Genomic DNA, 26,401 nt, shown 5'->3' with positions numbered 1-26,401 from the left:
TTTTTAAATGGATCTGAAACAAAAAAGTTTCAACAATTAATATGGATGATGTTGAGCAAATAATTGATAGGTTAGATTTAAGTCCTCACCCGGAAGGAGGGTACTACCGAGAAACTTATAAGAGCGAACAACAAGTGAAACTGTTGGATGGGATGGAACGGTCCGCTGGAACGGGGATCTATTTTTTACTCACGGAGGGCGTATTATCTGATTGGCATCGTGTACAATGGGACGAGCTCTGGCATTTTTATGCCAGTGATACGCTGATTCTGGAAGTAGTTGATCGGGATGGAGAGCTAAAAAAGCTTAAGCTGGGTAATGATTTTACTGATGATGTTGAGTTCCAGCGGCTGGTGCCCGGGTATTGTTGTCAGCGCGCTTATACCACCGGTAGCTATTCGTTGGTGGGTTGTACGGTGAGTCCCGGCTTTGAGTTTGAAGATTTTGAGATGATTAGCTCTGAAGATTTAGCTCGGGAATATCCCGGGATAGCAGCTAAGATTTTAAGTAATCCGATATAAAAGCCTTGTTTAACAGTAGGTTTTTATATCCCAAAGAATCGCAGAGTAAAACCTTATATCTCTCGTCTATAATTCTTAAATTAGAGGGCTTTTGAAAATGGCCGAATGATTGATTTATCAAATTGCTGATGTAACGATGTAAGGTTCAAATCAATCATTCAACCATTTTTATTCAAACATAAATCAATTAGTCCCATGGCAAAAGAATTTGATGTCTGCGTAATTGGATCAGGTCCCGGTGGATATGTGGCTGCGATTCGCGCTTCACAATTAGGTTTTAATACAGCAATCATTGAAAAACGTCACCTCGGCGGCGTTTGTTTGAATATTGGATGTATTCCTACGAAAGCGCTCCTGCGCTCAGCAGAAGTGTATGAAAGTATCGAGCATGCCGGCGATTATGGTGTAAATGTGGATGGCTTTTCTGCCGATTTTGGCGGAATGATTGACCGCAGCCGAAATGTGGCTAACAAGATGAGCAAGGGCGTTCAGTTTTTGATGAAGGCTAACAAGATAGAGGTCTTTGAAGGAAAGGGTGTTTTTGCCTCAAAAGATCAGGTGAATGTACTTGATGACAGTGATGAAGTTGTCGAAGAAATTAATGCCGACAACTTTATTATTGCTACAGGAGCCAGTCCGCGCGAACTACCGAACTTGCCGATCGATGGAGAAATGATTATCGATTCGGAGCGTGCGATGAAGCTCGAAGAGCAGCCCGACAAGATGGTGATTATTGGCGCCGGTGCTATCGGAGTTGAGTTTGCCTATTTCTATAATACCATCGGAACCGATGTAACGATTGTCGAGCTTCAGAATTCGCTTGTGCCGGTGGAAGACAAAGACATTGGCAAGGAGCTTGGAAAGATCTACAAGAAGAAAGGTATGGATATCCGTACTGGAAGCACGGTCGAAAAAGTTGAGAAAGACGGTGACGGTGTGAAAGTTACGATTAAATCCGGTGACGATGAGGAAGTTGTCGAAGCGGATGTGGTGCTTTCAGCCGTTGGTGTTGCTGGGAATGTAGAAGGAATCGGACTTGATGATATCGGCGTTGAATATGAAAAAGGGGCCATTCAGGTTGATAAAGAGACTTATCAAACATCAGTAGAAAACATTTACGCGATAGGTGATGTGGCCGGTGGCCCATGGTTGGCGCACAAGGCTTCGCACGAAGGTATCAACTGTGTGGAGAACTTGGCCGGTGAAGATCCACAGCCAATGAATTACAATAATATTCCAGGTTGTACCTATTGCGAGCCGCAGATTGCTTCGGTGGGATATACGGAAGAGCAGGCCAAAGAGGAAGGCTACGATGTCAAAGTCGGCAAATTTCCATTTTCTGCCAGCGGTAAGGCCACAGGGCTCGGCCACGAAGAAGGATTCGTTAAAGTTGTCTTTGATGAGAAGTACGGCGAATGGCTGGGTTGCCACATGATAGGATCGCACGTTACTGAGTTGATTGCAGAAGTTGTAGTAGCTCGTGATCTGGAAACTACGGGACACGAAATTATCAGTGCTGTGCATCCACACCCAACGATGTCAGAAGCAGTGATGGAAGCTGCTGCCGAAGCTTACGGTGAAGGCGTGCATTTAGGAAGCTAACTGTTTTTTTGCGGAATCTTTCTGAAGGTAGGAGGGTTGTAATTAAAAATTAGGAATGAAGAATTAGGAATTGAGAGTATATCACTCTTATTCCTAATTCTAAATTTTTAATTCCTAATTCGACGGTGCTATGAATACGGTTAACTTTTACGATTTAGGTCACGCTCCCTACCGCCCGGTATGGGATCTGCAGACAACCATCCAACAGCGCTTGGGAGATGAAAAATTGAGTCGACGTAAAGAACAGAAACTCTACAAGCCGGGTGATGAAAGCAACGATGTGCTCCTGTTTGTAGAACATCCTCACGTATATACGTTGGGCAAAAGCGGCGATAAGGGACACTTGCTCAAAGGAATGGCAGAACTGTCAAATATCGATGCCGAATTTATAGAGATTGATAGAGGCGGTGATATCACCTATCACGGGCCCGGACAAATAGTTGGTTATCCCATTCTGGATCTCGATCGCCATTTTACCGATGTCCACAAGTATCTGCGTTACCTCGAGGAAGTCATAGTCCGAACTTGTTCCGAATATGACATAGAAGCCGGACGTATTGACGGTTTAACTGGCGTATGGGTAGGGGATCAGAAAATATGTGCCATGGGCATTCGGTGTAGTCGCTGGGTTACCATGCATGGTTTTGCCTTCAACGTAAATGCCGACCTCAGCTATTTCAATCATATTGTACCCTGCGGTATTACGGATAAAGAAGTAACCAGCTTAGAAGAGTTGCTGGGGCATAGGGTGAACGAATCAAAAGTAAAAGAACATCTTCTAACCCATTTTCAGGAGGTGTTTGATGTAACCATATCAAAAGTGGATTCATTGCCTGAACTGGACGATCAATTTTCGTATCTTAAAAATTCTGAAAGAAAAGCAGCATCCCAATAATTTTATTTTTGTTCCATGATTAAAGAACTCAACGTTGTAGATCGTAACGAAACCTCTCAGCGTCGTCCGGACTGGTTACGCGTAAAATTGCCATCCGGCGAAAAGTTTAAGGAAGTTTCGGAGACTGTACGGGATAAGTCGCTTAACACCGTTTGCTCGGAGGCTCGCTGCCCGAATATGGGTGAATGCTGGGGACGAGGTACGGCTACTTTTATGATTCTGGGGGATGTCTGCACGCGTTCTTGTTCGTTTTGTGCGGTTAAAACAGGTCGACCGGTACAGGGATTGGATTGGGATGAGCCGCGACGGGTTACCGAAGCGGCAAAAGAGATGGGGCTAAAACACGTAGTATTAACTTCTGTAAATCGTGATGAGCGTGAAGACGGCGGGGCACCTATTTTTGCCGAATGTCACCGCCAGTTGCGTGAAGCTATTGACGGTGTGACTATTGAATCCCTGATTCCCGATTTCCGAGGCGTATGGGAGGCCCTGCAAATTGTAATTGATACGCCGCCCGATGTATTGAGTCATAATCTTGAAACGGTACCCGATCTGTATCGCACCATCCGTCCGCAGGCAAAATATGAGCGTTCGCTCGAATTGCTTCAGCGCGTGAAAGATCAGGGCATTCGTTCAAAAACCGGCATTATGGTTGGTTTTGGCGAAAAGCGTGAACAGGTTATTGAACTGATGAAAGATTGCGTCGATCATGATGTTGATGTATTGACTATTGGACAATATATGCAGCCTACCAAGATGCATCAGCCGGTAGAGGAGTGGGTGCATCCCGATCAATTTGCAGAGTATAAAGAGATTGGTGAAGAACTTGGTATTGAGCATGTTGAAAGTGGTCCGCTGGTTCGATCATCATACCACGCTGAGGAGCACGTATAAGAATATTGTAGCTACTCGAGAAATTTCCTCGAGTTTATCATGCGATCTTTTATATTTCAGCCGGTTGGCATTTCTCACTTAATCAGAAGATATGATTGCACTTGGAGTTGTTTTATTGTTGAGTTATCTGGTGGGATCCATTCCCTCATCAATATGGGTTGGAAAAATTGTCAAGGGCGTTGACATTCGAGATCACGGCAGCGGTAATGCCGGGGCTACCAACACTTTTCGTCTTTTAGGGTGGCAGCCAGGTGTTGCTGTATTAACGATTGATTTTTTTAAGGGATTTGCCAGTTCACTTTGGATTAGCCAGTTGGCTTATTTTATCGGGTCTGGTCCGGTAAGCCTGTTCGAATTTTGGAGTTTGGTTCCCTTTCTGAGTATCACTTGTGGAATTGCGGCCGTTGTGGGACACATGTTTCCACTTTATGCCAATTTTGAGGGTGGAAAAGGTATGGCTACGGCAGCAGGAATGCTGTGTGGTATAGAGCCCGTATCGGTAGGAATTGCAGCCGCTGTATTTCTTGTTGTGTTACTTACCAGTCGATTTGTATCGTTAGCATCATTAGTTGCAGCCTTTGTTTATCCGTTGGTGCTTGTTGCGTTACGCTATGGATATGGCTGGGATATTGATGGCAGTATCCTAATTTTTGCCGGGTTTATTGGATTGGCAATAATCATTAAGCACAAAGGAAATATCAAACGGCTTTTGAATGGAACCGAAAACAAGATCAGTTCTTTTAAACCCGCCGTTGGATGGCTCAATAAAGAAGAAAAACCGCAATCGGGTAGCTAACTATTGTGAAGAAAATAACTATTATTGGCGCCGGTAGTTTTGGAACAGCGTTATCCATTGTATTGGCGCGAGCTGGAAATAAAGTACAGTTATGGGCGCGAGAAAAAGAGATCGCCTATGGTATTAATAAAAGGCATCGTAATCCTGCTTATATATCGGATGTAACGCTGCCGGACTCCATAGAATGTTCAACAGATCCCAAAGAATGCTTTGATGATCCGGAGATGGTGGTTTTTGCGACGCCGTCCCACGCTATGCGCGAAGTGGCTGCGAATATAAAACCACATCTTAATGGAGATGAAATGGTGGTGAGCGTTGCCAAGGGTATTGAGAATGATACCTTTATGACGATGTCCCAAGTGCTTAGCGAAGTACTTCAGGGGACTATTGTAGACGATCATATCGGTGTGCTATCGGGTCCCAGTCATGCCGAAGAGGTCAGCAAGTTTAAGCCTACCACGGTAGTAGCCAGTGCTAATTCCAAGCGCACCACGCAGATTATTCAGGAAACTTTCTTGACTCCCATGTTCCGGGTATATCTCAACTATGATATTATCGGCGTTGAGATTGGTGGAGCGGTAAAAAATATTATGGCAATTGCCGCCGGTATTGTTGATGGGGCTGAGCTTGGTGATAATGCGAAGGCAGCACTCATGACGCGCGGGTTGCACGAGATGAAACGCCTGGGAATGCAGTTGGGAGCTTCGCAAGATACGTTTTCCGGATTAGCCGGCATGGGCGACTTGATTGTAACCTGTACCAGTGAGCACAGCCGTAATCGTTTTGTAGGATATAATATCGGCCAGGGAAAGAGTCTGGATGAGGTTGTTTCAAAAATGAATATGGTAGCTGAAGGTGTTAAGACGACACGCTCCGTTTTTGATTGGAGTAACAAGCTAAATATTGAAATGCCGATTACCGGGGCCGTTTACCACGTGCTTTTTGAACAGGAGGATCCCAAAGATATGCTGTACGACCTGATGACCCGGAATCCCAAAGAGGAAATTGTGATTTAGAGTACAAAAGGATAGAATGCTATAAGTTCGGGAAGTTCATTTGTACTTAATATTTTGTTGTTACCTTCGTTTGTACTAAAAAAGATTGAGTGGCTATGTATTCTCAAAATCGTAGTACAGCCTCACTTTCTGAGATGGATTACCTCGATGTGAAGAATCTGGCTCAGACCGGTGAAGGAATGTATCTGGAATTTAAACGTACCATCCCGTCAGCTTATAAAATTGCACGAGAAATTGCCGCTTTTGCCAACACCAAAGGGGGAACCCTTCTTATTGGTGTGGATGATGACAAATCGCTCGTAGGGGTGATGGGATATCAGGAAGAAGAGTTTCTGCTTGATAAGGCTGCAAAGAAGCTCTGTGACCCGGCAGTGGATATCAAAATTGAGATCGTGCACTTTGGTGAGCGCGATCTTCTGGTTATAAAAGTGCCGGAAGTGATTGATAAACCGGTGTATGTGAAAGGAGATAATGAACAGATTGTGTTTATGCGCGAGAACGATCAGAACAAAGTAGCCAGTAAAGAACTTATTGAGATTATAAAGAAACAAAATTCGGATGAAGGGGTAACTTTTGAATATGGCCCTGATGAACAAAGATTATTTCGATATTTGAATGAATATGGTGAAATAACCGTTAAGAAATTTGCACAAATCGTGGATATTCCCCGGGATAGAGCTTCGGCAACCTTGGTGAACTTGGTAGCAGCTGAAATATTAAATTTGACTCGGAAGGATAACACGGATTACTTTACATATTCACAGAAAAGTGAACGTTAATTTTTAAGTATCACTACAATGCCTGCAGAACCGGAAGACAATTTAGATAGTGTCATTGCTGATCTCGTTGATGATGAAGATGAGAATAAGAGTGCAGAACAGAATCGTTCTCCATTGGAAGAAATGCAGGCATCTGCCGAGGTAGAATTCAGCGGACCTGCCGTGCAGCTTACTGAACGTGCTGCCGAACAGGTCCACCGGATTCGGGAGGATGAAGATCTGGATGATGATATCTTCTTACGCGTTGCGGTAGAAGGCGGTGGCTGTTCGGGATTGAGCTATAAGCTTGGTTTTGATTATGAATCTGAAGACGATGAAGTGATCATCAGTCAGGGTATTAAAATTATCGTTGATCCCAAGCATATGATGTATCTAAAGGGAATTTCTGTGGATTATCCCGATGGGCTGGATGCCCGGGGTTTTACTTTTGATAATCCCAATGCAAGTGAAACTTGTGGGTGTGGCTCTTCTTTCGCAACGTGATCATTTAAATCCATCAGGTGTTTTGCAATAATTTCTTTGTCGATCCTGAATCCCAATGTGTCGGGAAAAGCTTTGGGTTAGGATCTATTTCCCATCTCTCCCAGACTTCTCCATCATTTTTAACACTTGCTCTACCGGTAGTTCTTTGACGGTATGGCCATCTCTGCCCGTGATCGTTTCAGCATGGAAAAGAGAGTTAATAATGGCCTCTTCAGTAGCTTCATTTACTGCCATAAAAAGCGGTGACATTGCGCTATTACGAAGAACGTTCTGGGATTTAAGATCTTGCTCTGAGTTATAGGGAATCCGTACCGATTCGGCCGTAGAAAAAGCAATAACATAATCACCACTTCCGTTCGATGCGATACCGCCTGTTTTCCCCATTCCCAGGATAGCACGTTTAGCCAGACGTTCTAAGTTTCGTGCATCCAATGGGGCATCGGTGGCTACAATAATCATGCAGGAACCGTTGGGTGTTTCATTCAGTTCGTCACTCAGATAGTATTTGTCAAGCTCTTTTCCAATGGGAACGCCCGCAATTTGGAGTACCCCTCCAAAATTAGACTGCACTAAAACACCTATCGAGTATCCCTCAAGGTCGTTAGGAAGTTTGCGTGAGGACGTGCCAATGCCGCCCTTGAACCCGAATGCGATGGTACCGGTTCCGGCTCCCACATTGCCCTGCTCAACGTTCCCTGACTTCGCATTTTCAATAGCAGTAAGTACATCTTTTTTGGACACATGTCGACCGCGGATGTCATTTAAATAGCCGTCGTTGGTTTCTCCAACAACTGGATTTACAGAGCGGACATTGTCGTTTTCTGAAAAACTAAATGTATGGTCGATCAGGGCATCAGCGGCTGTTGGTACGCTTAGTGTGTTGGTTAAAATGACAGGCGTTTCCAGGTTGCCAAGTTCTTCAATTTGGGTTGAGCCGGCCAGTTTTCCGAAGCCGTTACCAATATGCACGGCAGCCGGTACTTTATGTTGAAAAATGTTTCCGTCGTGTGGAAGAATAGCTGTCACCCCGGTACGGACATTATCACCCTCAACGATCGTTTGGTGCCCCACCTGAACTCCTTCTACATCAGTGATTGCATTTTGTTCACCCGGCGGTAAGACTCCAATTTCAATACCGTAATCGCGAATACTTTGATCTTGAGCCAAAAGATTAACCGGAGACAAAAGGAGGAGTAAAAAGAGGAGGTTTATAAATTTCATAGGATAAATAATTTGTTGTTGGTTGTACCTAAATTGGAGATACGAAAGGGGAGTTGCAATGGCAAAGTAACAAAAGATTTCGTTCCTAAACTCTCAGGATTTGCCAACGTCTTTTCTAAGAGTTATCCCTTTCTTCATTTTTACTGAATCGATCAGTGATAAGCCGTACACCGCGCTTAAAGGTAAAGTAATGCCACATCCACTCTACAAAAACGCGAAAGCGATTTCGGAAGCCAATCAAGAAGAAAATGTGCACAACCGACCACAATATCCATGCAAAAAAGCCGCTGAATTTAAATCCACGGATATCGGCAACGGCTTTGGCTCGTCCGATTGTTGCCATGGTGCCTTTGTCAACATAATAGAAAGTACCCCGTTCTTTTTTGTTAATTTCATTCTGGAGTGATGTCCCGAGAAATTCACCTTGTTGAATAGCAACAGGAGCCAGGGCCGGAAGTGGGTTTCCGTTTTCATCCTCTTTATGTGCAGCATCACCAATCACAAAAATATCCGAATGCCCGGGAATAGAAAGATCGTCATTAACAAATACGCGTCCGGTGCGATCTTGCTCGGTCTCAAGGGATGATAGTAAGGGTGATGCTGCAACGCCGGCTGCCCAGATAATATTTGGGGTATCGATAGCTCCTTCCGAAAATGAAACTTGCTGATGGTTGATATCAGTAACGGGAGTATTTACTAAGACACGTACGCCCATCTCCTCCAGTGTTTCACGGGCACGTTCGGATAAAGAATCAGGATAACCATTTAATATTTTGGGTGCCGCCTCGACCAGAAAAATGCGGGTCTCATTTTTGCTGAAGGTGTTATAGTCGCGCATCATGTTGCGCTTGGCAATTTCGCCGATAGCACCGGCCATCTCGACACCAGTTGGTCCGCCGCCAATAACTACAAAAGTCAGATAGGGTTCGCGTAATTTAGGATCTTCGAGTTGCTCGGCCTTTTCGAGGGAGAGCAAAATACGCTCACGAATTTGGAGGGCATCTCCTACCGATTTAAGTCCGGGAGCATATCGCTTCCAGTCATCATTGCCAAAGTAATTGTATTGTGCTCCAGGAGCCAGCACTAAGTAGTCAAAACTAACTTTCTGCCCACTTTCTAAGGAGACGAACTTTTCATTTTTATCAACGCCGGTAACCTTGCCAAGCAATACTTTTAATCCCTTGCGTTTGCCCAAAATAGCGCGAATAGGGACGGCAATATCTCCCGGCGAAAGAGCGGCTGTAGCAACCTGGTAAAGTAACGGCTGAAAAAGGTGGTGGTTATTTTTGTCGATAATAGTAATATCGACATCCGCTTTTTTAAGTTTTTTAGCTACGGAAATACCGCCAAATCCACCACCGATAATTACAATATGTTTGCGACCTGACATCCCATACCTCTGATATCTTCTCAGTTCATCTTTGCTTTGGTCTCTCTCAACAATTCTTCAATTTCATCTTTTCTGATATTATAGTGCTCGTTACAATAGTGACATACGAGCTCTTGTCCTTCGTCGCTAATCTCTTTCAGATCTTCGTAGCCAAGCATAGCGAGGGCATCTTTAAATCGTTTGCGCGTACAACGGCAGAAAAAGTCGACCGGCTGGCGATCAAGCTCTTTTACATTGATGGGATCCATGGCTTTTTCCATGATGTCATCAATGTAGAGGTCATCGGCAAGCATCTGGCTGATGGAATCGAATTGTAAAAGCTTTTGCTGTAGCTGGTCGATGACTCCCTCTGGGGCATCCGGCATGCGTTGGATCATCAATCCGCCTGCTTCAGTGATTTCGCCATCCTTGTCAATTCCCACATCCAGCAAAATGGCCGAGGGTATTTGTTCAGACTGCACCATGTAGTAGGCCAGGTCATCCGTAATATTGCCGTTGATGAGTTCAATACTGCTGTTTCGGGGTTCCGCTTCGTTGTATAGCGTTTTGCTAATTGTCATCACGCCTACACCCAAACCATCACTAATATCGATATCTCCACCGTTATAATTGAGGTTTGCCCGGGGATTTTGAACATAGCCGCGGATTTCACCCACGCGATTGGCTTCGGCAACAAGGAGTCCTACAGGACCTTGTCCCTCGACACGCATTTTGAGTCTTTCTTCGCCTTTCAGTTCTGATGCCATAAGCATGGTACCGGTAAGAGCACGTCCCAATAGTACAGTATTTAATAGGGACAAGCCGTGTTTTTTACGGGCTGCTTTAACAACATTTGTGGTTTTAACGACTGATATTTTAAGACTCCCGTCCTTGGCAATTCCTTTTATCAGACGATCTTTTTGTATAAAATCTTCTTTTGATATCATAAACCTTCATTTTGTTCTACATTTTCAAACGCTCAACAAAAAAGGCGGCCCAAACATTTTGTTGAGCCGCCATATGTATGAAATTGGAATTTCACTATTACAAGTTCGCGTGTTTGTAAAGATCACCGATATGGCCGGTAAAGTTACTTTGTGAAGTATAGATATTATGGATTTTACCGACATCGCTCATTCGTTTTTCAGCAAGAATATTTGAAGCGGTAAAAGTAGGAGTATCATTTTCTTCCGAATAATTCAGGATATCCAAAATGGTATCATAAATTTTTTCGGCTTGGCCCTGGGCTCGCTCTTCATTGTAACCTTCCAGCTCACTGGCCACGTTAATGAGTCCGCCGGCATTAATAACATAGTCGGGAGCATATAAGATACCTTTATCTAATAACATCTGCCCGTGTTTCTCTTCCTCATCAAGTACGTTGTTTGCAGCACCGGCAATGATGTCGCAATTGAACTGGTCCATGGTATCATCGTTGATAATTCCGCCGAGAGCACAGGGGCTAAAGATATCGACATCCAGCCCGTAAATGTCATCGGGGTCTACAACTTCGGCACCAACTTTATCGGCAAGGTCATTTACTTTATCCTCATAAATATCACAGATAATGAGTTCGGCCCCTTCCTTTTCCAGAAATTCTGCAAGGTATGAACTGACGTGCCCGGCTCCCTGAATGGAAATCCGTTTTCCTTCCAAAGAATCAGATCCGTATGCTTTTTTAGCGCAGGCTTTCATCCCTTTATATACGCCGTAAGCGGTAACCGGGGATGGGTCACCACTTCCACCAATCGCTTTTGGTAAACCGGTTACATATTTGGTTTCCATGCGAACCCACTCCATTGCTTGAACATCTGTACCCACGTCTTCAGCAGTGATGTATCGGCCGCCGAGGCTGTCGACATACCGTCCAAAAGCGCGAAACAGGGCTTCGTTTTTTTCTTTGCGCGGATCGCCAATAATAACCGCTTTTCCGCCGCCGAGATTAAGTCCCGAAATGGCTGCTTTGTAGGTCATACCGCGAGAGAGACGGAGCACATCGCGAATGGCTTCCTGTTCATTGTTATAGGGCCACATACGAACGCCGCCCAAAGCAGGTCCCAATGTTGTATCATGAACAGCGATAATTGCTTTAAGCCCCATCGAAGGCTCTGAGCAAACAACAACTTGTTCATGTTCATAATTTTTCAGCTTGTCGAACAGTGGGAAATCCCCACTTAGTTCGGTAGCTGTTTCTTTTTCTAAAGTAGTTGATTCCATGGTTATATGGTTTAAATCACATTGACACGTTCGATAAAACTGTTGCTCCTCAATGATCCTATCAGCATAAAAAATCTTCTATCACAATAGACTTTATATCAAAATAGCCTGATTAAACAGCGTATGGGAAAGTACAAAAAATGGCGCAAATTTAGTAGTATTTTGAGGCTTGTTACGGTATCCGGTGATTAAAATTAAGTTGCAATGTGCTTAGTTTTGATGATGAATTTTACTGCGGATATTGTATTTTAAATTAAGAGTCAATGAAAACCCCGGCCGATCGTTACAATAAAGGCAGGGCAGTATGGCTATTCGGCTTGATCGTCGGTACGCTATTTATGACAAAAAAGAAAAAAACAGATAACTATGTCTTTTCGCTGGGTTTTTACCACGCCGGAGAACGAAGAAGCTGTATCCGATTTACAAGATCAGCTGGGAGTTCCCCAAAAAATAGCTCGCCTCCTTGTATTGCGGGGCGTTGATACCTATGATAAAGCGGAAGCTTTTTTTCGTTCCGATCTGAGTCAGCTTCATGATCCTTTTTTAATGAAGGATATGGATAAAGCAACGACTCGATTGGCAGAGGCAATCCGCAACAGAGAGCGAATTCTTATTTATGGAGATTATGATGTGGACGGTACTACGTCTACGGCCATATTGTATATTTTCCTTAAAGAATTTGGCGTTGAGGTGGATTTCTATATTCCCCATCGGTTTAAGGAGGGGTATGGTATCAACCAGGAAGGAATACAGTATGCCATTGATACCAATACTGATCTGATTGTTTCGGTAGATTGTGGGATTACAGCCGTTGAGGAAACCGAGCAGGCTAAAGAGCAAGGTATTGATGTCATTATTTGTGACCATCACAATGTGGGTGATACCATTCCCGATGCGGTGGCTGTGCTCGACCCCAAGCGAAATGACTGCAACTATCCCTTTGATGGACTTTCGGGGGCCGGGGTTGGATTTAAGCTGATCCAGGGTACGATAAAAAAACTTGGCTTGGCGGATCGAATAGCTTTTAAGTTGTTGGATTTAGTGGCTGTTTCTATTGCCTCGGATATTGTGCCTATTGAGGACGAAAATCGAATATTGATGCGCGAAGGGCTTAAGTTGATTAATTCGGAACCCCGCATAGGTATTAAGGCGTTGCTGGATCTTATAAATTTAAGTATTGGTTCAATAACAACCTCAAATATTGTATTCTCAATCGGTCCGCGAATTAATGCAGCCGGACGCATGGGGGATGCAACAAAGGCGGTGCAGCTTCTTATTTCTGATACACCTGCCGAAGCGAAATCCAGGGCTCATGAGCTGGAAAGTATTAATGTGGCGCGGCGCGATAAAGATTCGGAAACCATGGAAGAGGCCAAGGCCATGGTGGATAAAAATTATAACCTGGATAAGATTTCATCAATGGTCTTACACCATCCCGATTGGCATCTTGGGGTAATTGGAATTGTGGCCTCCCGGCTGGTGGATACTTATGGTCGTCCCGCCGTTATGTTGAGTACGGTGGATGGAAAAATTAAGGGTTCAGCCCGAAGTATTGACGGCTTTAACATTTACGAGGCGTTTAAGGAATGCGAAGATTTACTCGAGCAGTTTGGCGGACACGAATACGCCGCGGGCTTGACAATTGCCAAAGAAAATCTCAAGGAGTTTCGGCAGCGCATTAATGATATTGCTGCGGAACGACTTTCTGACGAGGATTTTAAACCCGAATTGAAAATTGATTGTGAGCTTGATCTCAGCGATGTAAATATGCGCTTTTGGAAACTGATGAGCCAGTTCGAGCCCTTTGGTCCCGGAAATTTGCGCCCCATATTTGTCAGCCGCGATGTCGAAGTGGTGGGAGTGCCCACAATTGTAGGCAAGGGACATCTCAAGATGAAGGTAAAGCAAAACGGCTCGGGCGCATTCGATGTAATCGGATTTAACATGCACGAATATCTGCCGGTGATTCGAAACGGGGATGATAATCAGCTTAATATTGCCTATTCACTGGAGGAAAATGAATGGAATGGCCGCCGAACGTTGCAGATACGTTTGCGGGATGTTGAAGTAGAGTAGGGTTTGGAAGAAAATTCCGAATATCCTCTTTGTATAAAGTTTAAAAGATTTTATATTTGGCAACTCTTATTCGAGTTGGGACTGTAGCTCAGTCGGTAGAGCACGCGACTGAAAATCGCGGTGTCGGCGGTTCGATTCCGCCCGGTCCCACGCAAAGCCCTGTAACTCATTGAGTTGCAGGGCTTTAGTATTTTGTGCTAAAACAATGCTAAAACAACTATGCAGGTAGCATTAGCTTTTTCTATTCGTGTTATCATCAAAACTCCCCTCCTTAAGACACTCAACTCCCAAAGTTTTTATCAAAAAATCCGTAAAACCTGTGCGAGATTAACTTAATTTAGGTTTAGTTAACTGGAATTCTCTTTGATGTTATACTGATCAATCTTTGAATACAGAAGACGTCTGTTGATACCCAAAAGTTTGGCAGCTTTCGATTTATTCCAATTGGTACGGTGAAGTCCTTTGATGATTAGATCTTTTTCTACTGACTGTACAATCTTCTGCATTGGAATATTTCCATCTTCGGTGTGGCTTTCATAAATATTCGAGAGATCAGCTTTCAACGATATGGAAAGATCTTTCCGCTCAAGAACGGTGCCATTCATTAATACTGTGGCTCGCTCAATAGTGTTTTCAAGCTCTCTTACATTACCGGGCCAATGATAAGATTTAAGATATTCAAGAGCTTCTTCGGAAATGTACATTTCCTTATTTTGCGCATACTTTTTAAGGAAATATTTGGTTAGAGGTTCAATATCATCTAGTCGTTCACGCAAGGGGGGGATAGAAAGGTTTAGAACATTAAGCCGATAAAATAAGTCCTCTCTGAAATTATTATTTTCTACTTCCTTTTTTAGATTTTTGTTCGTTGCAGCTATAACTCGAGCGTCTGTCTTCATAGTTTTTTCTCCCCCAACACGTTCAAAGGTGAAGTTTTGAAGTACCCGAAGTAGCTTAATTTGAGTAGCTGGTGCTAAAGCATTGACCTCATCCAAAAAGATAGTGCCTCCGTCGGCTAGTTCAAATCGTCCCAATCGCAGTTGATTTGCTCCGGTAAAAGCACCTTCCTCATGCCCAAAAAGTTCGCTTTCAAGAAGCGAGTCAGGCAAGGCACCACAATTTACTTTAATAAATGGTTCATTTGATCGGTTAGAGTGACGATGGATGGCATCTGCAATTACCTCTTTTCCTGTACCACTTTCTCCCTCTAACAAGACGGTTGTATCTTTAGGAGCAATCTTGCCGATCATTTTGAGGATTTCCCGCATCTTTTTGCTAGTACCGACGATATGTTGCTCAATATCGGGCCATTCATTGTTATTATTTTGGGATGATCCGGTATCAAAGGAGTCCAGTTTATTTCGTTGTTCAATTGCTGCATTTACAATTGAAAGAAATTCATCGATGTCAAATGGTTTTTCAAGGTAATCAAATGCCCCGGCTTTCATAGCTTCGATGGGTTTTTCATTGGACCCAAATGCGGTAAAGATAATGATTGGAATTTCTGAAAGCTTTTTTTTAATCGTTTTTAAAGCTTGTAACCCAGACAGCTCAGGCATTTTAATATCCATAAGTATTAAAAGCGGCTGATGTTCAAGAGCTAGTTGTATAGCCTCTGATCCATTTGAGGCCTGTAATATTGAATAGCCTTCATCCTCTAAAAGCTCTATAATATTGAGCCGCATTGAGGGTTCATCGTCTGCTACCAGGATGTGATTAGAAACCATAATTAGTTAGTAGGCTGATCTGATACTGGAAGTTTTATAACACAGATTGTTCCACGCGTAAATTTCACTTGTTCTGTATCTGTATTATCATCCCAGGTTTCTAAAATTGAATTTTCCTTGTCAGGTTTTTCGAAATATATCGATCCTTTATGGGTTTTAACTATTTCGTTACATATGGACAAACCAAGACCGGTGCCGTTAGGTTTGGTGGAAAAAAATGGATCGAAGATTTTAGGTTTAATTTTTTCAGGCATCCCTGATCCAAAATCTCTAACCTTAACTGTTAAAAAATCATTCATTTGTTTGTAAGAAGTAGATAGCACAATCTGGCATATTTCCGGTGAAGCTTCAACAGCATTTTTTAAAACATTTGTTAAAACATGCTCTATAGATTCTTTGTTGCCGAATATAGAAGGGAGGTCCTCTTGAAAGTCTTTTTGAAAGGTAATATCGTGGGTTGGATATGCTTCTTTTAACCAGTCAGACTTTTCATCAAGTAAACTATTCACATCTATTTTTTGATGAGGATCGACGGTTGGTTTTGAGAAGAGCAAAAGTCTTTTAATTAGTTTTGAGACCCTTTCAATTTCATTGTGAACAAGCTTTAATGATTTATCAGAAACTACTGAAGGAGACTCTTGACCATTTTTAATTTTACTCAGTTTACGTTCCCAAATTTGAATACGGGTTTTAATGATTGAAATTGGGGTGTTAATTTCATGGGCCGTACCTGCAATTAAATTTCCAAGTGTTGCCATTTTTTCTTTTTGGAAAAGTTCCTTTTCTAGCTTTTTCCGTTTTTCTTGCTCTTCCTGTTGAGCATCGGTCATTTCATTAATAGCCTTACTAATAACTCCAAAAGCACCACGGTATTCTTTTAGGCGATGTGAAGGATCATACTTCATCTTGGAAAGCCCTTCTTTAATCTCTTGTACTCGTTTCCGTAATCCCCAAACAATTAAAACAGTAAAAAATAGTCCAAGCAATATGGCCCCAGAGGTTAAAAAGAAGGTACCGCTTTGGATATTTTGTGAGGCTGCAAGTTTCCTTTCGATATGGATGCGTGCCCAGGCAGCACCTATTAATTTTCCATCTACATAGATAGGTATAGTTGAAAGGGGAAAAATAGCAGGGTCAAACTGATGAAGTTCAGTTAATAAGGTATCTTTTTGGATTGTTTTACGAGCTTGTTCACGAATTATATTATATGAACGGGGGGGAGGGCCAAAAGCAGGCTTTGGATCTTCAATAGTTGGAAAACTATATCCAATGAATTCATCAAGCTCATAAAAATAAAGGCCCCCCTCTAATCGATGAAAATTTCTCAATACATTTTTAACATCTTTTGATAATAAAGAATCTGCTACTCTTTCATCTTGCTTTGTAATTTTATCCTTACCTTCTAAATACTCTGTCCAAACGGGTGTCAAGTCTTTTTCTGCTTCAGCTAAGACCTTTTTTACGGCAGTTTGAGTGATATTTTTGTTGTCTTCAATTATTTCTTTTTCTGACCTGAGAACCCCCCTATATAGATAGAAAGATGCTATAGTAATGAATAAGATTACGAAGGCAGCAATCAGGATAATTTTTTGGTTTTTCTGGATGCCGAGGAAATTCATAGAAATTTTTTTTTCAACTTTACAATACTGCTTTTAAGAAATGCAGAAATAATGCCATTAAATAAGTATATGCTAAAAGTTAAATAACACAATTAAATATGGCATTGTAACAATTTTGTGTGAGCTTTTCTCACAAAGCGTGATGAATTATAACAACGTTAGTTTTTTAGGGGGCCTCTGCTTACGTAAAACTTCTAATATATAGCTGGCATAGTTGTTGCAAATTATGCAATGGACGTTTTATTGGGTTTAAGTTTTAAGGCTTAAGCTGGCATGAACATAACTTTATAAATCAAAATATCAGGGACATGAAACCGAATATTTACAGGCGAATTTTTGATAAACGTGGAAAAAGAAAGGTAGGTGCCATTCTTGCCATTTTGGTAATGGGTGTGTTTTTAGTTTTTACCGACAGTTTTGCTCAGGGTCAGGATGGAGTTATTAGTGGTACTGTTGTTGAAGCTAGTACCGGAGAACCTTTGCCAGGAGCAAACGTTCTTTTGCAAGGAACAAATAAAGGTGCTTCTGTAGATGCAGATGGTAACTTTGAGATAACAGGCCTTGAAGCGGGTGAATATACCCTTGTGATACGTTTTATCGGCTACAAAAATTATCGTCAACAAATTACCGTTGTTGGTCAAACAAATGAGGTGAATGTTGAACTCGAGTCCGAATCCGTAGGTCTCGATGAGGTAGTAGTAACAGCTACGGGTGAAATGAGATCTAGAGAAGTGGGTACCAGTCTTTCGCGTGTAAGTTCCGATGATTTTGAGGCTGGAGCGGTAAGCAATACTCAGGATATTTTAAATGGTCGTATTACCGGTGCTACTATTTTAGCGAACTCCGGTAATCCAGGTGCTGGAGGTACTATTCGTCTTCGCGGTAATAACAGTATTTCCCAAAATAATAATCCCATCATATATGTAGATGGGATACGTATTAGTGGAGATGATACGCCAACTCATCAAGCTTCTCGACAGTCATCTTCCCCGTTGAATGACATAAATCCTAATGATATTGAAAGTATTGATGTTGTAAAAGGAGCTGCGGCTACGACATTGTATGGAACAGAGGCTTCGGGTGGTGTTATTCGAATTACCACAAAGCAAGGTCAGGCAGGTCAAACACAATGGAATGCTGGTGTTACGGGTGGATTTAATAATATGGGACATTTTGGTCCAAAAGAAGATAATCCTACGGGGTTATTCATGGGAGAATGTAGAGGAGATAACTTAGTAACCTATGATGGAACCCGCTTTCAAGAAGCGAATTGTCCGGATAACGGATCTTGGTTACAAAATGGCTTAGTTCAACGGTATAATCTGAGTGTATCAAGCGGAGTTGAAGATTTTACCTACTATCTATCCGGTGAGTATGAAAATGAAGAAGGAGTTATCAATAATGGGGGCGGAACCCAAGGATTAGGATTTAGAGGAAACTTCCAATTCAATCCTATTGATGAAGTATCTATCACTTTTAATTCTTCCTACAATAATGACCAAACAGATTGGGTACCCTCCGGAAATAACGGGGATGGTTTTGTATTGAATGTTACCCGAGGACCGGGAGGAAACTTTTCTGGAGCTTCAGGCTGTGAAGATCCAAATGCAATTTGTGTTAATAACGGTGAGATTCTTGAAAGCAAGAACATAAGTGATCGTGAGCATTTTATTAATAGCTTAGTTATTGAAACCAATACATTAGAAAATTTGAGCAATAGGTTAACGTTTGGGTATGACTATAACTCTTCTGAATTAGAATCAACACAATATTTTGGTTATTCTCGATCTCCTTTGGGACAACAGAGTATAACTGATTGGCAAAAAACAGTCCTTTCGTTTGAATATCTGGGAACCTTTGAACAGCCGATTAATCAAGATATTGGTTTAACACTAAATTGGGGTGGACAACTCTTTAAAGAACAAACCCAAACAACTGATCTTTTTTCTGAAGATTTTTCTGGTCCTCAGGAACCAACACTGACTTCCGGAGCTCGAACCAGTATTTCTGGAGACTCTCGAATTACGGTAACAACAGGTGGTTTCTTTGGGCAGGCCTCTTTTGACTTATATGACAAACTCTTTGTTGAAACAGGTGTTCGTGTTGATGGGCACTCCGCTTTCGGTGATAATTTTGGACTTCAGGTTTATCCCAAAGTAAGTGCTTCGTATGTATTGTCTGATTATGGTTTCTGGCCAACATCTTGGTGGAATACTATGCGATTGCGAGCAGCTGTTGGCCAAGCGGGTCAAGCTCCAGGTGCTTTTGATGCGGTACGAACCTGGAGGCCTGTTGCCGGTGAAGATGGACAGCCCGGATTTACACCAAACCAGATTGGTAATCCAGATCTGGGTCCTGAAAGAAGTACTGAATTTGAAACCGGTTTCACAGCCAGCTTTTTGGATGGGCGTGTAACCACTGACTTCACCTATTATAATCAGACTACTTCAGATGCTTTGATTCCTGTTCCATCAGTTCCATCAGAAGGGTTTCTTTCTTCGCAGGTGCAGAATGTCGGAAAAGTTAAAAATAGCGGAATTGAAGTAGACCTTGACTTGACTGTTTTGCAGTTACAAGATGTACAATGGGATATGAGATTTGGGTTCTCCAAAGAAAACAGTGAAGCTGTTGATTTAGGAAATACCGATGAGATTACGGTAGCCTATTTTGCTCGGACATATATCAAAGAAGGATATCCTGTTCCCGGCGTTTTTGGAGCCAAAATAACCAACCCTGATGAAGTCGCCGATCCCGAATATGAAGAGGATCACTATTTTGGTCCTTCTTATCCTGATAAATCCCTTTCCTTGGGAACAACTATTCAGTTGAAGGATAATCTTGTCTTGGATGCTCTTGGTCAGTTTAAGTACGGTGGATATATGTTGAATGCAACGGCATATCAGAACGGCCGTCGAGGGGTTTGGCCACCTTGCTATGATCTGCAACAACAAGATCCTTCAAGTCTTACCGCAAGTCAACGAGCTAAGTGTGCTCTTAATTCGGGTGATGTAGATCCACGGTATGATCACTGGATCGAGTCGACTGATTACTTTAAGCTACGCCATGTCTCGTTAACGTATAACCTTCCTCAAAACTGGTTAGTTGGGGGAGTTCAGTCTGCGTCCCTCAAGTTAGCCGCTCGTAACTTGTTGACGATTACAGATTATTCGGGGACAGATCCTGAGATAGATGACTATAGAACAAGCTTGGCACGAAGGGATTATTATGCAATGCCAACGTACCGATCCTTCCTGGCTACATTTAACTTCTCATTCTAAGGAGGATCCTATGAATAGCTTTTCAACGAAATTAAATACTCAAAACTATACTGATATGAAGAAACTAATATTGTTAATTGCATTTGTAGTCATGGTCAGTGGCTGTGATGTTCAAAATCCGGGACCAATTGAGGAGAGTTCATTGAACTCTGAAGAAGCCGTACCCGGATTAGTGATAGGCATGTCTGCTGACTTGTCTTTTGCATATCGTACTACAACATACTGGGGGAGTATTTGGGCAGATGAACAAACACATAGTGGTACTTTTTCTGCTCCAACTGTTTTTAGTAGTGGTGCTATAAACAGTGAAGATGTTAATCCCTGGTGGGAGGATGCCCAGCGGGCACGATGGGTAGCGGAAGATGGATTGGAACGGATTGAGGAAATTCTTGGCAATAGTTTCAACAACAATCCAAATGTAGCGAAGGCATATCTTTATGCTGGTTATTCTAATCGGATTTTAGGAGAAAATGCTTGTTATGCTGTGATTGACGGAGGGGAAAGACAACCCAATACGGTTCATTTCTCAAGAGCAGAAGACCATTTTACCAATGCCCTTGAAGTTGCTGACAATATTGGAGATCAAAACCTATATAATGCAGCATTGGCCGGTCGTGCTTCGGTAAGAGCCGCACAGGGTAACTGGACAGGAGCTGCCAATGATGCCGCTAATGTTCCGATTGAGTATAGATTTGAAGCTGTCTATTCTATAAATAGCAGCCGAGAAAATAATGATTGGCCTTCCCGCACTACCGAAAGAGGGGAATATACTGTCTGGGGAACTCAGTGGGAAGGTGTTAACGACCCGCGGCTTCCACAGGAAGTACAATACACTTCTGAAGGAGATACTGCAACCGCTGCAAATGGTACTACCCCTTGGATTACACAGCTTAAATATGCATCCGATGGCACTAATATAGCGCTTTCTAAGGGAACCGAGATGCTTTTGATTCGTGCAGAGATGGAGTTAAGAGAAAACCGAGATTTTGATGCTGCCATGGATCTAATCAATGAGGGTAGAGACTATCATGGTCTTGGTGATTTAAATGCGAATAATCTTGAAGAGGCCTGGGATCATCTTCAGACCGAAAGAGGGAAAGATATGTGGTTGGAAGGCCGTCGTTTCTGGGACTTGAGACGTTGGTATGAAGATTCTGGACCGGCCAACAATAACTATCTTGAAGGTCAGGATAAATGTGTGCCTATCGGTCAGGGCGAACTTGACATGAATCCCAATTTATAAGCAAATCTGCTAATCGTTTCCCAAAAGTAGTTATCCTAATTTCAATTGAGGGACTGCTTTTGGGTTTTTTATAAGCACAGAACAGTTACTAAAAGATTTTAATTATGAGCAAACGACGATTTTTTGCATTGGAGAAGTACGGTGCTGCCAACCTTATAACGGCGTTGATGTTGCTATTATTTGTAGGATGTACGCAGCAGGATGGTGCCAGGGTAGCTGACAATGAGTCCGATAGAGGTAAACGACTTGTTGGTACAGAGGCCATGGTAAGTTCTGCTCATCCCTTGGCGAGCGAAGCCGGATTAAAAATGTTAGAACAGGGAGGAAATGCAGTAGATGCCGCTGTTGCAACTGCTTTTGCGCTAAACGTAGTTGAGCCCAATATGTCTGGTATCGGTGGAGGTGGTAGTATGCTGGTATGGAATCAGGAAAATGAAGAAGCAGACTATGTAGATTTTTATACCGCCAAAAGAGCTGATTCTTACAAAGAAGTAAACTACGACCAGTACGGGGAGGATGATTTTAATTTGTTATCAACCGGGATTCCCGGAACGGTTGATGGGTTGCTCCAGGCTTTAGAGCGACATGGCACCATGAGTCGTGAACAGGTTATGCAACCCGCCATTCAATATGCCACCGAGGGATTTCCTGTTTATATGACGCTGGCACAGTTTATAAGAGATGAAGAAGAAAAATTAACTCGATATGAAGGAGCCCAAAAAACCTTCTATCCGGATGGAGAGCCACTGGATGTAGGAGAAACGCTAAAACAACCGGAATTGGCAAGAACGCTAAAAGCCATTTCAGAAAGTGGCGCTTCTGCTTTTTATGAGGGGGAAAATGCCCAGGATATCGTTGAAGTACTTAATGATGCCGGAAATCCAGCGGCTGTAGAGGATTTTGCTAATTATGAGCCCCAGTGGGATAAGACACCCCTGAAGGGTAGTTACAAAGGAAAATCAATACTTTCTGCTCCGCTTCCACAGACCGGAATGTATATAATTCAGGCGTTGAGTCTTTTGGAGCCTTTTAACCTGAGAGAAATTGGATTGCCTACTGAGTCTGCCGAGGCCTTTGACATTCTAACTTCTACAATGCGATTGACCAATGCCGATAGAAGAGAATATGTTTCTGATCCGAACTGGGAAGATATACCGGTTAATGAGTTAATCTCGGATGAATATATCTCGGCACGACGTGATTCAGTAGGAATGGGGACAGCGGCAGAAAATGTAGGTTTTGGCAAGCCATCTCAAAGTGTTTCGCATAATGATATGGGTTCTGTTTCAGAGGGAATGACAATGGCATCTGTAACTAATGGAAAAACGCTTTCTTCATCAGAAAAAACAGGAGGAGAGACGACTCATATTTCTGTTATAGATTCTGAAGGGAATGCTGTTTCGTTATCTACAACATTGAGTCATGTATTTGGTTCCGGAGCGTGGGTAAATGGGTTTATTTTGAATAATTCCGGATTTGACTTTTCGTATCTTGAAGAGGAAGAGGATTGGGAGTCAAGTCATCCATACAGAATTCGAGCTTCTACGATTTCACCAACTATTATACTCGATGAGAATAACGAAGTTCGTTTAGTCATTGGGGCTCCGGGCGGAGGAAGAATACCAACTGCTATTTTGCAAAACACATTGTATGTGCTTGAATATGGCTTAGATCCTTATGATGCCGTATTAATGCCTCGGATCTTCCCCGATTATGAAGAGCCTGACGTTGAAATAGAAAAAGGTTTTGATCCCTATGTGCTGAAAAATGTGCGCGATATGGGATACGATATTCAAGCCCTTTCAGAAGGATACGCCCGTATGTATTTAGTGATGCAAAAAAATGGCAAAGTTATTGGCGTTGCTGATCCCAGACATGACGGTGAAGTGCGCGGGTATTAATCATTAGGTATCTATTTACAATTAATCATTTAAAGAAATTACTATGTCAAACAGTATGAAAAAGAATGGCTTGAAATGGGGGTTGGCACTGTTGCTCTTGGGCTTTTTGTCTGTCAGTCTTAAGGCGCAGGAAATTCCCAAACCCGCTGATGTTTTCGGTTTTGAGCCCGGAGCTAACTATGAGCTCATAGATAACGACCAGTTAGAAAAATATTACCGGTTACTTGCCGATGCCAGCGACCGGGTTATCCTAAAAGAGATCGGTGAGACGCATCGGGGTAATGCCTTATTGATGCTGATCATTTCAAGTGAAGAAAACCTGGCCAATTTGGATAAATATAAAAGTATCAGTCAAAAACTGGCCAAGGCGAAAGGTGTTTCCGATAAGGAGGCCAAGCGACTTTCCAGGGAAGGAAAAGCTGTGGTATGGATTGACAGTGGACTGCATTCTACAGAGTTAGCAACCAGTCAGCATAATCCGGTGTTTGCCTATAAGATGGCTACCGGGGAATCCCCGGAGATACGGAAAATGCGGAATGAGGTCATTCTATTAAATATGCCGGTGATGAATCCGGATGGGCATGAAATTGTGGTGGATTGGTATCGCCAGCAAAAGGACACTGAGTTTGCGCTTACAGGTCCGCCGGAGGTATACCATGAATATGTGGGCCATGATAATAATCGTGACTGGTATATGATGTTGCAAAAAGAAAGCCAGGCCGTGTCTAAGATGCTTTATGAGGAATGGTTTCCACAGATTGTAGTGAATCACCACCAGATGGGTGAAATGCCGCCCCGAATGTTTATCCCACCATTCGCCAATCCTATAAATCCCAATATACCGGCCATGGCCGTTCGGGGTACAAACCTCGTTGGTGAGCACATGGCGAATCGTTTTGTGGGAGAAGGGAAATCGGGTGTAATACAGGGAATTACCTTTAACATGTGGTGGAACGGGGGTATGCGAACGGTTCCCTATTTCCATAACATGGTTGGGATTCTTACAGAATCAACGCACCGGTCTCCGATACCGAAAGAATGGACCGAGGACGATATTCCTGAAAAGTTAGTGCGCGGTGGTGATGAGATACCGATGGATGAATCCAGCATTTTCTATCCCGATCCATGGGAAGGAGGAACGGCTACGATGAAACAGATGGTGGATTATCACCTCACTGCTTCGATGGGTGTGATGGATATTGCCGTAAAGAGAAAACAGGAATGGTTGTATAATATATACCAGATGGGACAGGATGCTATCGAAAAAGGCAAAGAGAAAAGCCCTTACGCTTATGTAATATCTCCGGACCAATGGGACCGGGCCGAATCTGTAAACTTGCTAAAAGCCCTGAAAAAAGGTGGGATCGAAATCCACCAGGCAACCAGCGATTTTGAGTATAACGGAGAAACCTATCCCGAAAACAGCTACGTTGTGTATAGCTCCCAGGCCTTTCGTCCGTATCTGAAGGATCTTATGGAGCCTCAGTTTTATCCTGATCGAAGATTATATCCGGATGGACCACCTGAGCCTCCCTATGATATGGCCGGATGGACCCTGCCTATCCAAATGGGAGTAGATGTCACAAAAATTGAAGATCATGTTGATATAGATACAAAAGCAGTAGAGAAGCTTGCCCCTTTCAACGGAACAGTGCATAATAGCAACAGTTCAGGTTATATTATTCCATCCAATTCTAATATGGGTATCGTAGCTGTCAATAATTTGTTGAAAGACGGCCATGAGGTAGAACGGCTGAAGGAGGAGGTATCTGTGGATGGTCAGACTTTTAAGCCCGGAGCCTTTTATGTGGCAAACAGTAATAATGCTAAACAATTATTGCGCAATGCGTCCCGTGAATACGGCATTGATATATTTGGAGTAGATGAAAAGCCTGATGTCCAAAGTATGGCAACCGAGAAGCCAAAAATTGGAATCTATCAGTCCTGGACCGGCTCGATGGATGAGGGCTGGACGCGATGGATCTTTGACAATTACGGATTTGAGTATGATCGGTTGAAAAATCGTGATATCCAGAATGATGATTTGCAGGGATATGACATAATTATTCTGCCTTCGATGTCGGCCTCTCGATTGTTAAACGGACATGAACAAGGCACGATGCCCGAGAAGTATGTGGGTGGTCTTGGCGTTGAAGGAGCGTATCACCTGAAAAAGTATGTAGAATCGGGTGGTACCATCATAGGATGGGAAGGAGCTACCGATTTCTTGATGAACCAGTTTGGGTTGCCCGTAGAGGATGCCCTTGCAGGGATAAGTGAGGAAGAATTTTTTATCCCCGGGTCATTGATAAAACTTAAAACAGATAACAGTAACCCTCAGGCGTTGGGGGTAGAGGAAAATCATGCCGGATTTTTCTTACGCCAGAGTAAGGCGTTTTCCGTTGTGGATCCGGCCGAGGTTGAAGATAAAAAAGCCAAAGGACCGTCGGTTGAAGTCTTTTCATGGTATGGTGATGAAGACATTTTGCTTAGCGGCTGGGCTTTAGGAGAGGAAGAGCACCTTGCCGGCAAGCCTGCTGCTGTACGTGTTGCCCTTGGGAAGGGAGAAGTTGTGTTGGTTGGATTTCGTCCCCAGCTGCGTGCTCAGCCACGAGCAACCTTTAAGTTTTTGTTTAATCCTATCCTAAATTCAACATCCGAAGATCTTTCTGAAGTGTCCGAATGGACACAGGAAAGCGAATAGCCAATGATTGGTATATACTTGGAGGGATCAGGCATTTTGGCTGGTCCCTTTTTTATTTGG

General features: G+C 42.9%; 19 protein-coding genes and 1 tRNA gene. 14 read left to right on the top strand and 6 right to left on the bottom strand.

Features of this window, described 5'->3' with window-relative positions; translation table 11 throughout:
- Positions 1–41: 41 nt before the first annotated feature.
- From CK503_RS03275 to CK503_RS03240, 8 genes are all read left to right on the top strand, one after another.
- Positions 42–521 (top strand): cupin domain-containing protein, encoded by a 480-nt coding sequence (locus tag CK503_RS03275; protein ID WP_095605360.1) that lies wholly within the window; start codon positions 42–44, stop codon positions 519–521.
- 195 nt (positions 522–716) lie between these two features.
- Positions 717–2,123: a dihydrolipoyl dehydrogenase gene (gene lpdA / locus CK503_RS03270; RefSeq protein ID WP_095605359.1), complete on the top strand. Its 1,407-nt coding sequence runs from the start codon at positions 717–719 to the stop codon at positions 2,121–2,123.
- A gap of 130 nt (positions 2,124–2,253) precedes the next feature.
- Positions 2,254–3,018, top strand: a complete 765-nt coding sequence (gene lipB / locus CK503_RS03265; RefSeq protein WP_095605358.1) for a lipoyl(octanoyl) transferase LipB — start codon at positions 2,254–2,256, stop codon at positions 3,016–3,018.
- A gap of 15 nt (positions 3,019–3,033) precedes the next feature.
- Positions 3,034–3,912, top strand: a complete 879-nt coding sequence (gene lipA / locus CK503_RS03260; protein WP_095605357.1) for a lipoyl synthase — start codon at positions 3,034–3,036, stop codon at positions 3,910–3,912.
- A gap of 91 nt (positions 3,913–4,003) precedes the next feature.
- A complete protein-coding gene (gene plsY / locus CK503_RS03255; RefSeq protein WP_095605356.1) occupies positions 4,004–4,708 on the top strand; it encodes a glycerol-3-phosphate 1-O-acyltransferase PlsY in 705 nt (234 codons plus the stop codon).
- A 5-nt stretch (positions 4,709–4,713) separates the two neighbouring features.
- Positions 4,714–5,724, top strand: a complete 1,011-nt coding sequence (locus CK503_RS03250; protein ID WP_095605355.1) for an NAD(P)H-dependent glycerol-3-phosphate dehydrogenase — start codon at positions 4,714–4,716, stop codon at positions 5,722–5,724.
- A gap of 95 nt (positions 5,725–5,819) precedes the next feature.
- Positions 5,820–6,503, top strand: coding sequence for an AlbA family DNA-binding domain-containing protein (locus CK503_RS03245; protein WP_095605354.1), 684 nt, complete (start codon positions 5,820–5,822; stop codon positions 6,501–6,503).
- A gap of 18 nt (positions 6,504–6,521) precedes the next feature.
- Positions 6,522–6,986, top strand: a complete 465-nt coding sequence (locus CK503_RS03240) for a HesB/IscA family protein (RefSeq protein ID WP_176466192.1) — start codon at positions 6,522–6,524, stop codon at positions 6,984–6,986.
- Positions 6,987–7,070: 84 nt separating this feature from the next.
- Here CK503_RS03240 and CK503_RS03235 read toward each other — a convergent pair whose 3' ends face one another.
- The 4 genes from CK503_RS03235 to CK503_RS03220 all read right to left on the bottom strand — a co-directional run bounded on the left by CK503_RS03235 (position 7,071) and on the right by CK503_RS03220 (position 11,793).
- Positions 7,071–8,207: a DmpA family aminopeptidase gene (locus CK503_RS03235; RefSeq protein WP_095605353.1), complete on the bottom strand. Its 1,137-nt coding sequence runs from the start codon at positions 8,205–8,207 to the stop codon at positions 7,071–7,073.
- 115 nt (positions 8,208–8,322) lie between these two features.
- Complete coding sequence (locus CK503_RS03230; protein WP_095605352.1) at positions 8,323–9,597, bottom strand: NAD(P)/FAD-dependent oxidoreductase; 1,275 nt, start codon at positions 9,595–9,597, stop codon at positions 8,323–8,325.
- 20 nt (positions 9,598–9,617) lie between these two features.
- On the bottom strand, positions 9,618–10,523 hold the full coding sequence (gene hslO / locus CK503_RS03225; protein WP_255233321.1) for an Hsp33 family molecular chaperone HslO: 906 nt from the start codon (positions 10,521–10,523) through the stop codon (positions 9,618–9,620).
- A gap of 97 nt (positions 10,524–10,620) precedes the next feature.
- Complete coding sequence (locus tag CK503_RS03220) at positions 10,621–11,793, bottom strand: Glu/Leu/Phe/Val dehydrogenase dimerization domain-containing protein (protein ID WP_095605351.1); 1,173 nt, start codon at positions 11,791–11,793, stop codon at positions 10,621–10,623.
- 366 nt (positions 11,794–12,159) lie between these two features.
- Here CK503_RS03220 and recJ point away from each other — a divergent pair, with 366 nt between their 5' ends.
- Together recJ and CK503_RS03210 are read left to right on the top strand one after the other, a co-directional pair.
- Positions 12,160–13,869 carry a single-stranded-DNA-specific exonuclease RecJ gene (gene recJ, locus CK503_RS03215; RefSeq protein ID WP_095605350.1) on the top strand — a complete coding sequence of 570 codons (1,710 nt, stop codon included), beginning with the start codon at positions 12,160–12,162 and terminating at the stop codon, positions 13,867–13,869.
- Between the two features lie 77 nt (positions 13,870–13,946).
- Positions 13,947–14,019: transfer RNA gene (locus CK503_RS03210), tRNA-Phe, on the top strand.
- Positions 14,020–14,216: 197 nt separating this feature from the next.
- Here CK503_RS03210 and CK503_RS03205 read toward each other — a convergent pair.
- Together CK503_RS03205 and CK503_RS03200 are read right to left on the bottom strand one after the other, a co-directional pair.
- Entirely contained in the window at positions 14,217–15,596 is a 1,380-nt protein-coding gene (locus CK503_RS03205; RefSeq protein ID WP_095605349.1) for a sigma-54-dependent transcriptional regulator, read from the bottom strand.
- A 2-nt stretch (positions 15,597–15,598) separates the two neighbouring features.
- Complete coding sequence (locus CK503_RS03200) at positions 15,599–17,215, bottom strand: ATP-binding protein (protein WP_095605348.1); 1,617 nt, start codon at positions 17,213–17,215, stop codon at positions 15,599–15,601.
- Between the two features lie 308 nt (positions 17,216–17,523).
- Here CK503_RS03200 and CK503_RS03195 point away from each other — a divergent pair, with 308 nt between their 5' ends.
- The 4 genes from CK503_RS03195 (at position 17,524) to CK503_RS03180 (ending at position 26,341) form a co-directional block, all read left to right on the top strand.
- Positions 17,524–20,493: a SusC/RagA family TonB-linked outer membrane protein gene (locus tag CK503_RS03195; RefSeq protein WP_095605347.1), complete on the top strand. Its 2,970-nt coding sequence runs from the start codon at positions 17,524–17,526 to the stop codon at positions 20,491–20,493.
- A 55-nt stretch (positions 20,494–20,548) separates the two neighbouring features.
- Positions 20,549–21,736 (top strand): RagB/SusD family nutrient uptake outer membrane protein, encoded by a 1,188-nt coding sequence (locus CK503_RS03190; RefSeq protein ID WP_176466191.1) that lies wholly within the window; start codon positions 20,549–20,551, stop codon positions 21,734–21,736.
- A 104-nt stretch (positions 21,737–21,840) separates the two neighbouring features.
- The gene (gene ggt / locus CK503_RS03185; protein WP_095605345.1) at positions 21,841–23,637 is read left to right on the top strand and encodes a gamma-glutamyltransferase; all 1,797 of its coding nucleotides are present in this window, start codon (positions 21,841–21,843) and stop codon (positions 23,635–23,637) included.
- Between the two features lie 43 nt (positions 23,638–23,680).
- The gene (locus tag CK503_RS03180) at positions 23,681–26,341 is read left to right on the top strand and encodes a M14 family metallopeptidase (protein WP_095605344.1); all 2,661 of its coding nucleotides are present in this window, start codon (positions 23,681–23,683) and stop codon (positions 26,339–26,341) included.
- The last annotated feature ends 60 nt before the right edge of the window (positions 26,342–26,401 follow it).

Source organism: Fodinibius salipaludis (genome assembly GCF_002287075.1).
Lineage (GTDB): Bacteria > Bacteroidota > Rhodothermia > Balneolales > Balneolaceae > Fodinibius > Fodinibius salipaludis.
The sequence above is the reverse complement of the archived record's forward strand: the minus strand, read 5'-3'. Positions and strand labels throughout refer to the sequence as shown.

What these genes read in the sequence shown, in the direction of transcription:
- lipA (WP_095605357.1), top strand. Translation starts at nt 3,034, where the DNA reads ATGATTAAAGAACTCAACGTTGTAGATCGTAACGAAACCTCTCAGCGT.
- hslO (WP_255233321.1), bottom strand. Translation starts at nt 10,523, where the DNA reads ATGATATCAAAAGAAGATTTTATACAAAAAGATCGTCTGATAAAAGGA.
- recJ (WP_095605350.1), top strand. Translation starts at nt 12,160, where the DNA reads ATGTCTTTTCGCTGGGTTTTTACCACGCCGGAGAACGAAGAAGCTGTA.
- CK503_RS03180 (WP_095605344.1), top strand. Translation starts at nt 23,681, where the DNA reads ATGTCAAACAGTATGAAAAAGAATGGCTTGAAATGGGGGTTGGCACTG.
- CK503_RS03240 (WP_176466192.1), top strand. Translation starts at nt 6,522, where the DNA reads ATGCCTGCAGAACCGGAAGACAATTTAGATAGTGTCATTGCTGATCTC.
- plsY (WP_095605356.1), top strand. Translation starts at nt 4,004, where the DNA reads ATGATTGCACTTGGAGTTGTTTTATTGTTGAGTTATCTGGTGGGATCC.
- lipB (WP_095605358.1), top strand. Translation starts at nt 2,254, where the DNA reads ATGAATACGGTTAACTTTTACGATTTAGGTCACGCTCCCTACCGCCCG.
- ggt (WP_095605345.1), top strand. Translation starts at nt 21,841, where the DNA reads ATGAGCAAACGACGATTTTTTGCATTGGAGAAGTACGGTGCTGCCAAC.
- CK503_RS03220 (WP_095605351.1), bottom strand. Translation starts at nt 11,793, where the DNA reads ATGGAATCAACTACTTTAGAAAAAGAAACAGCTACCGAACTAAGTGGG.
- CK503_RS03205 (WP_095605349.1), bottom strand. Translation starts at nt 15,596, where the DNA reads ATGGTTTCTAATCACATCCTGGTAGCAGACGATGAACCCTCAATGCGG.
- CK503_RS03195 (WP_095605347.1), top strand. Translation starts at nt 17,524, where the DNA reads ATGAAACCGAATATTTACAGGCGAATTTTTGATAAACGTGGAAAAAGA.
- CK503_RS03190 (WP_176466191.1), top strand. Translation starts at nt 20,549, where the DNA reads ATGAAGAAACTAATATTGTTAATTGCATTTGTAGTCATGGTCAGTGGC.
- CK503_RS03230 (WP_095605352.1), bottom strand. Translation starts at nt 9,597, where the DNA reads ATGTCAGGTCGCAAACATATTGTAATTATCGGTGGTGGATTTGGCGGT.
- CK503_RS03235 (WP_095605353.1), bottom strand. Translation starts at nt 8,207, where the DNA reads ATGAAATTTATAAACCTCCTCTTTTTACTCCTCCTTTTGTCTCCGGTT.
- CK503_RS03200 (WP_095605348.1), bottom strand. Translation starts at nt 17,215, where the DNA reads ATGAATTTCCTCGGCATCCAGAAAAACCAAAAAATTATCCTGATTGCT.
- CK503_RS03245 (WP_095605354.1), top strand. Translation starts at nt 5,820, where the DNA reads ATGTATTCTCAAAATCGTAGTACAGCCTCACTTTCTGAGATGGATTAC.
- CK503_RS03275 (WP_095605360.1), top strand. Translation starts at nt 42, where the DNA reads ATGGATGATGTTGAGCAAATAATTGATAGGTTAGATTTAAGTCCTCAC.
- lpdA (WP_095605359.1), top strand. Translation starts at nt 717, where the DNA reads ATGGCAAAAGAATTTGATGTCTGCGTAATTGGATCAGGTCCCGGTGGA.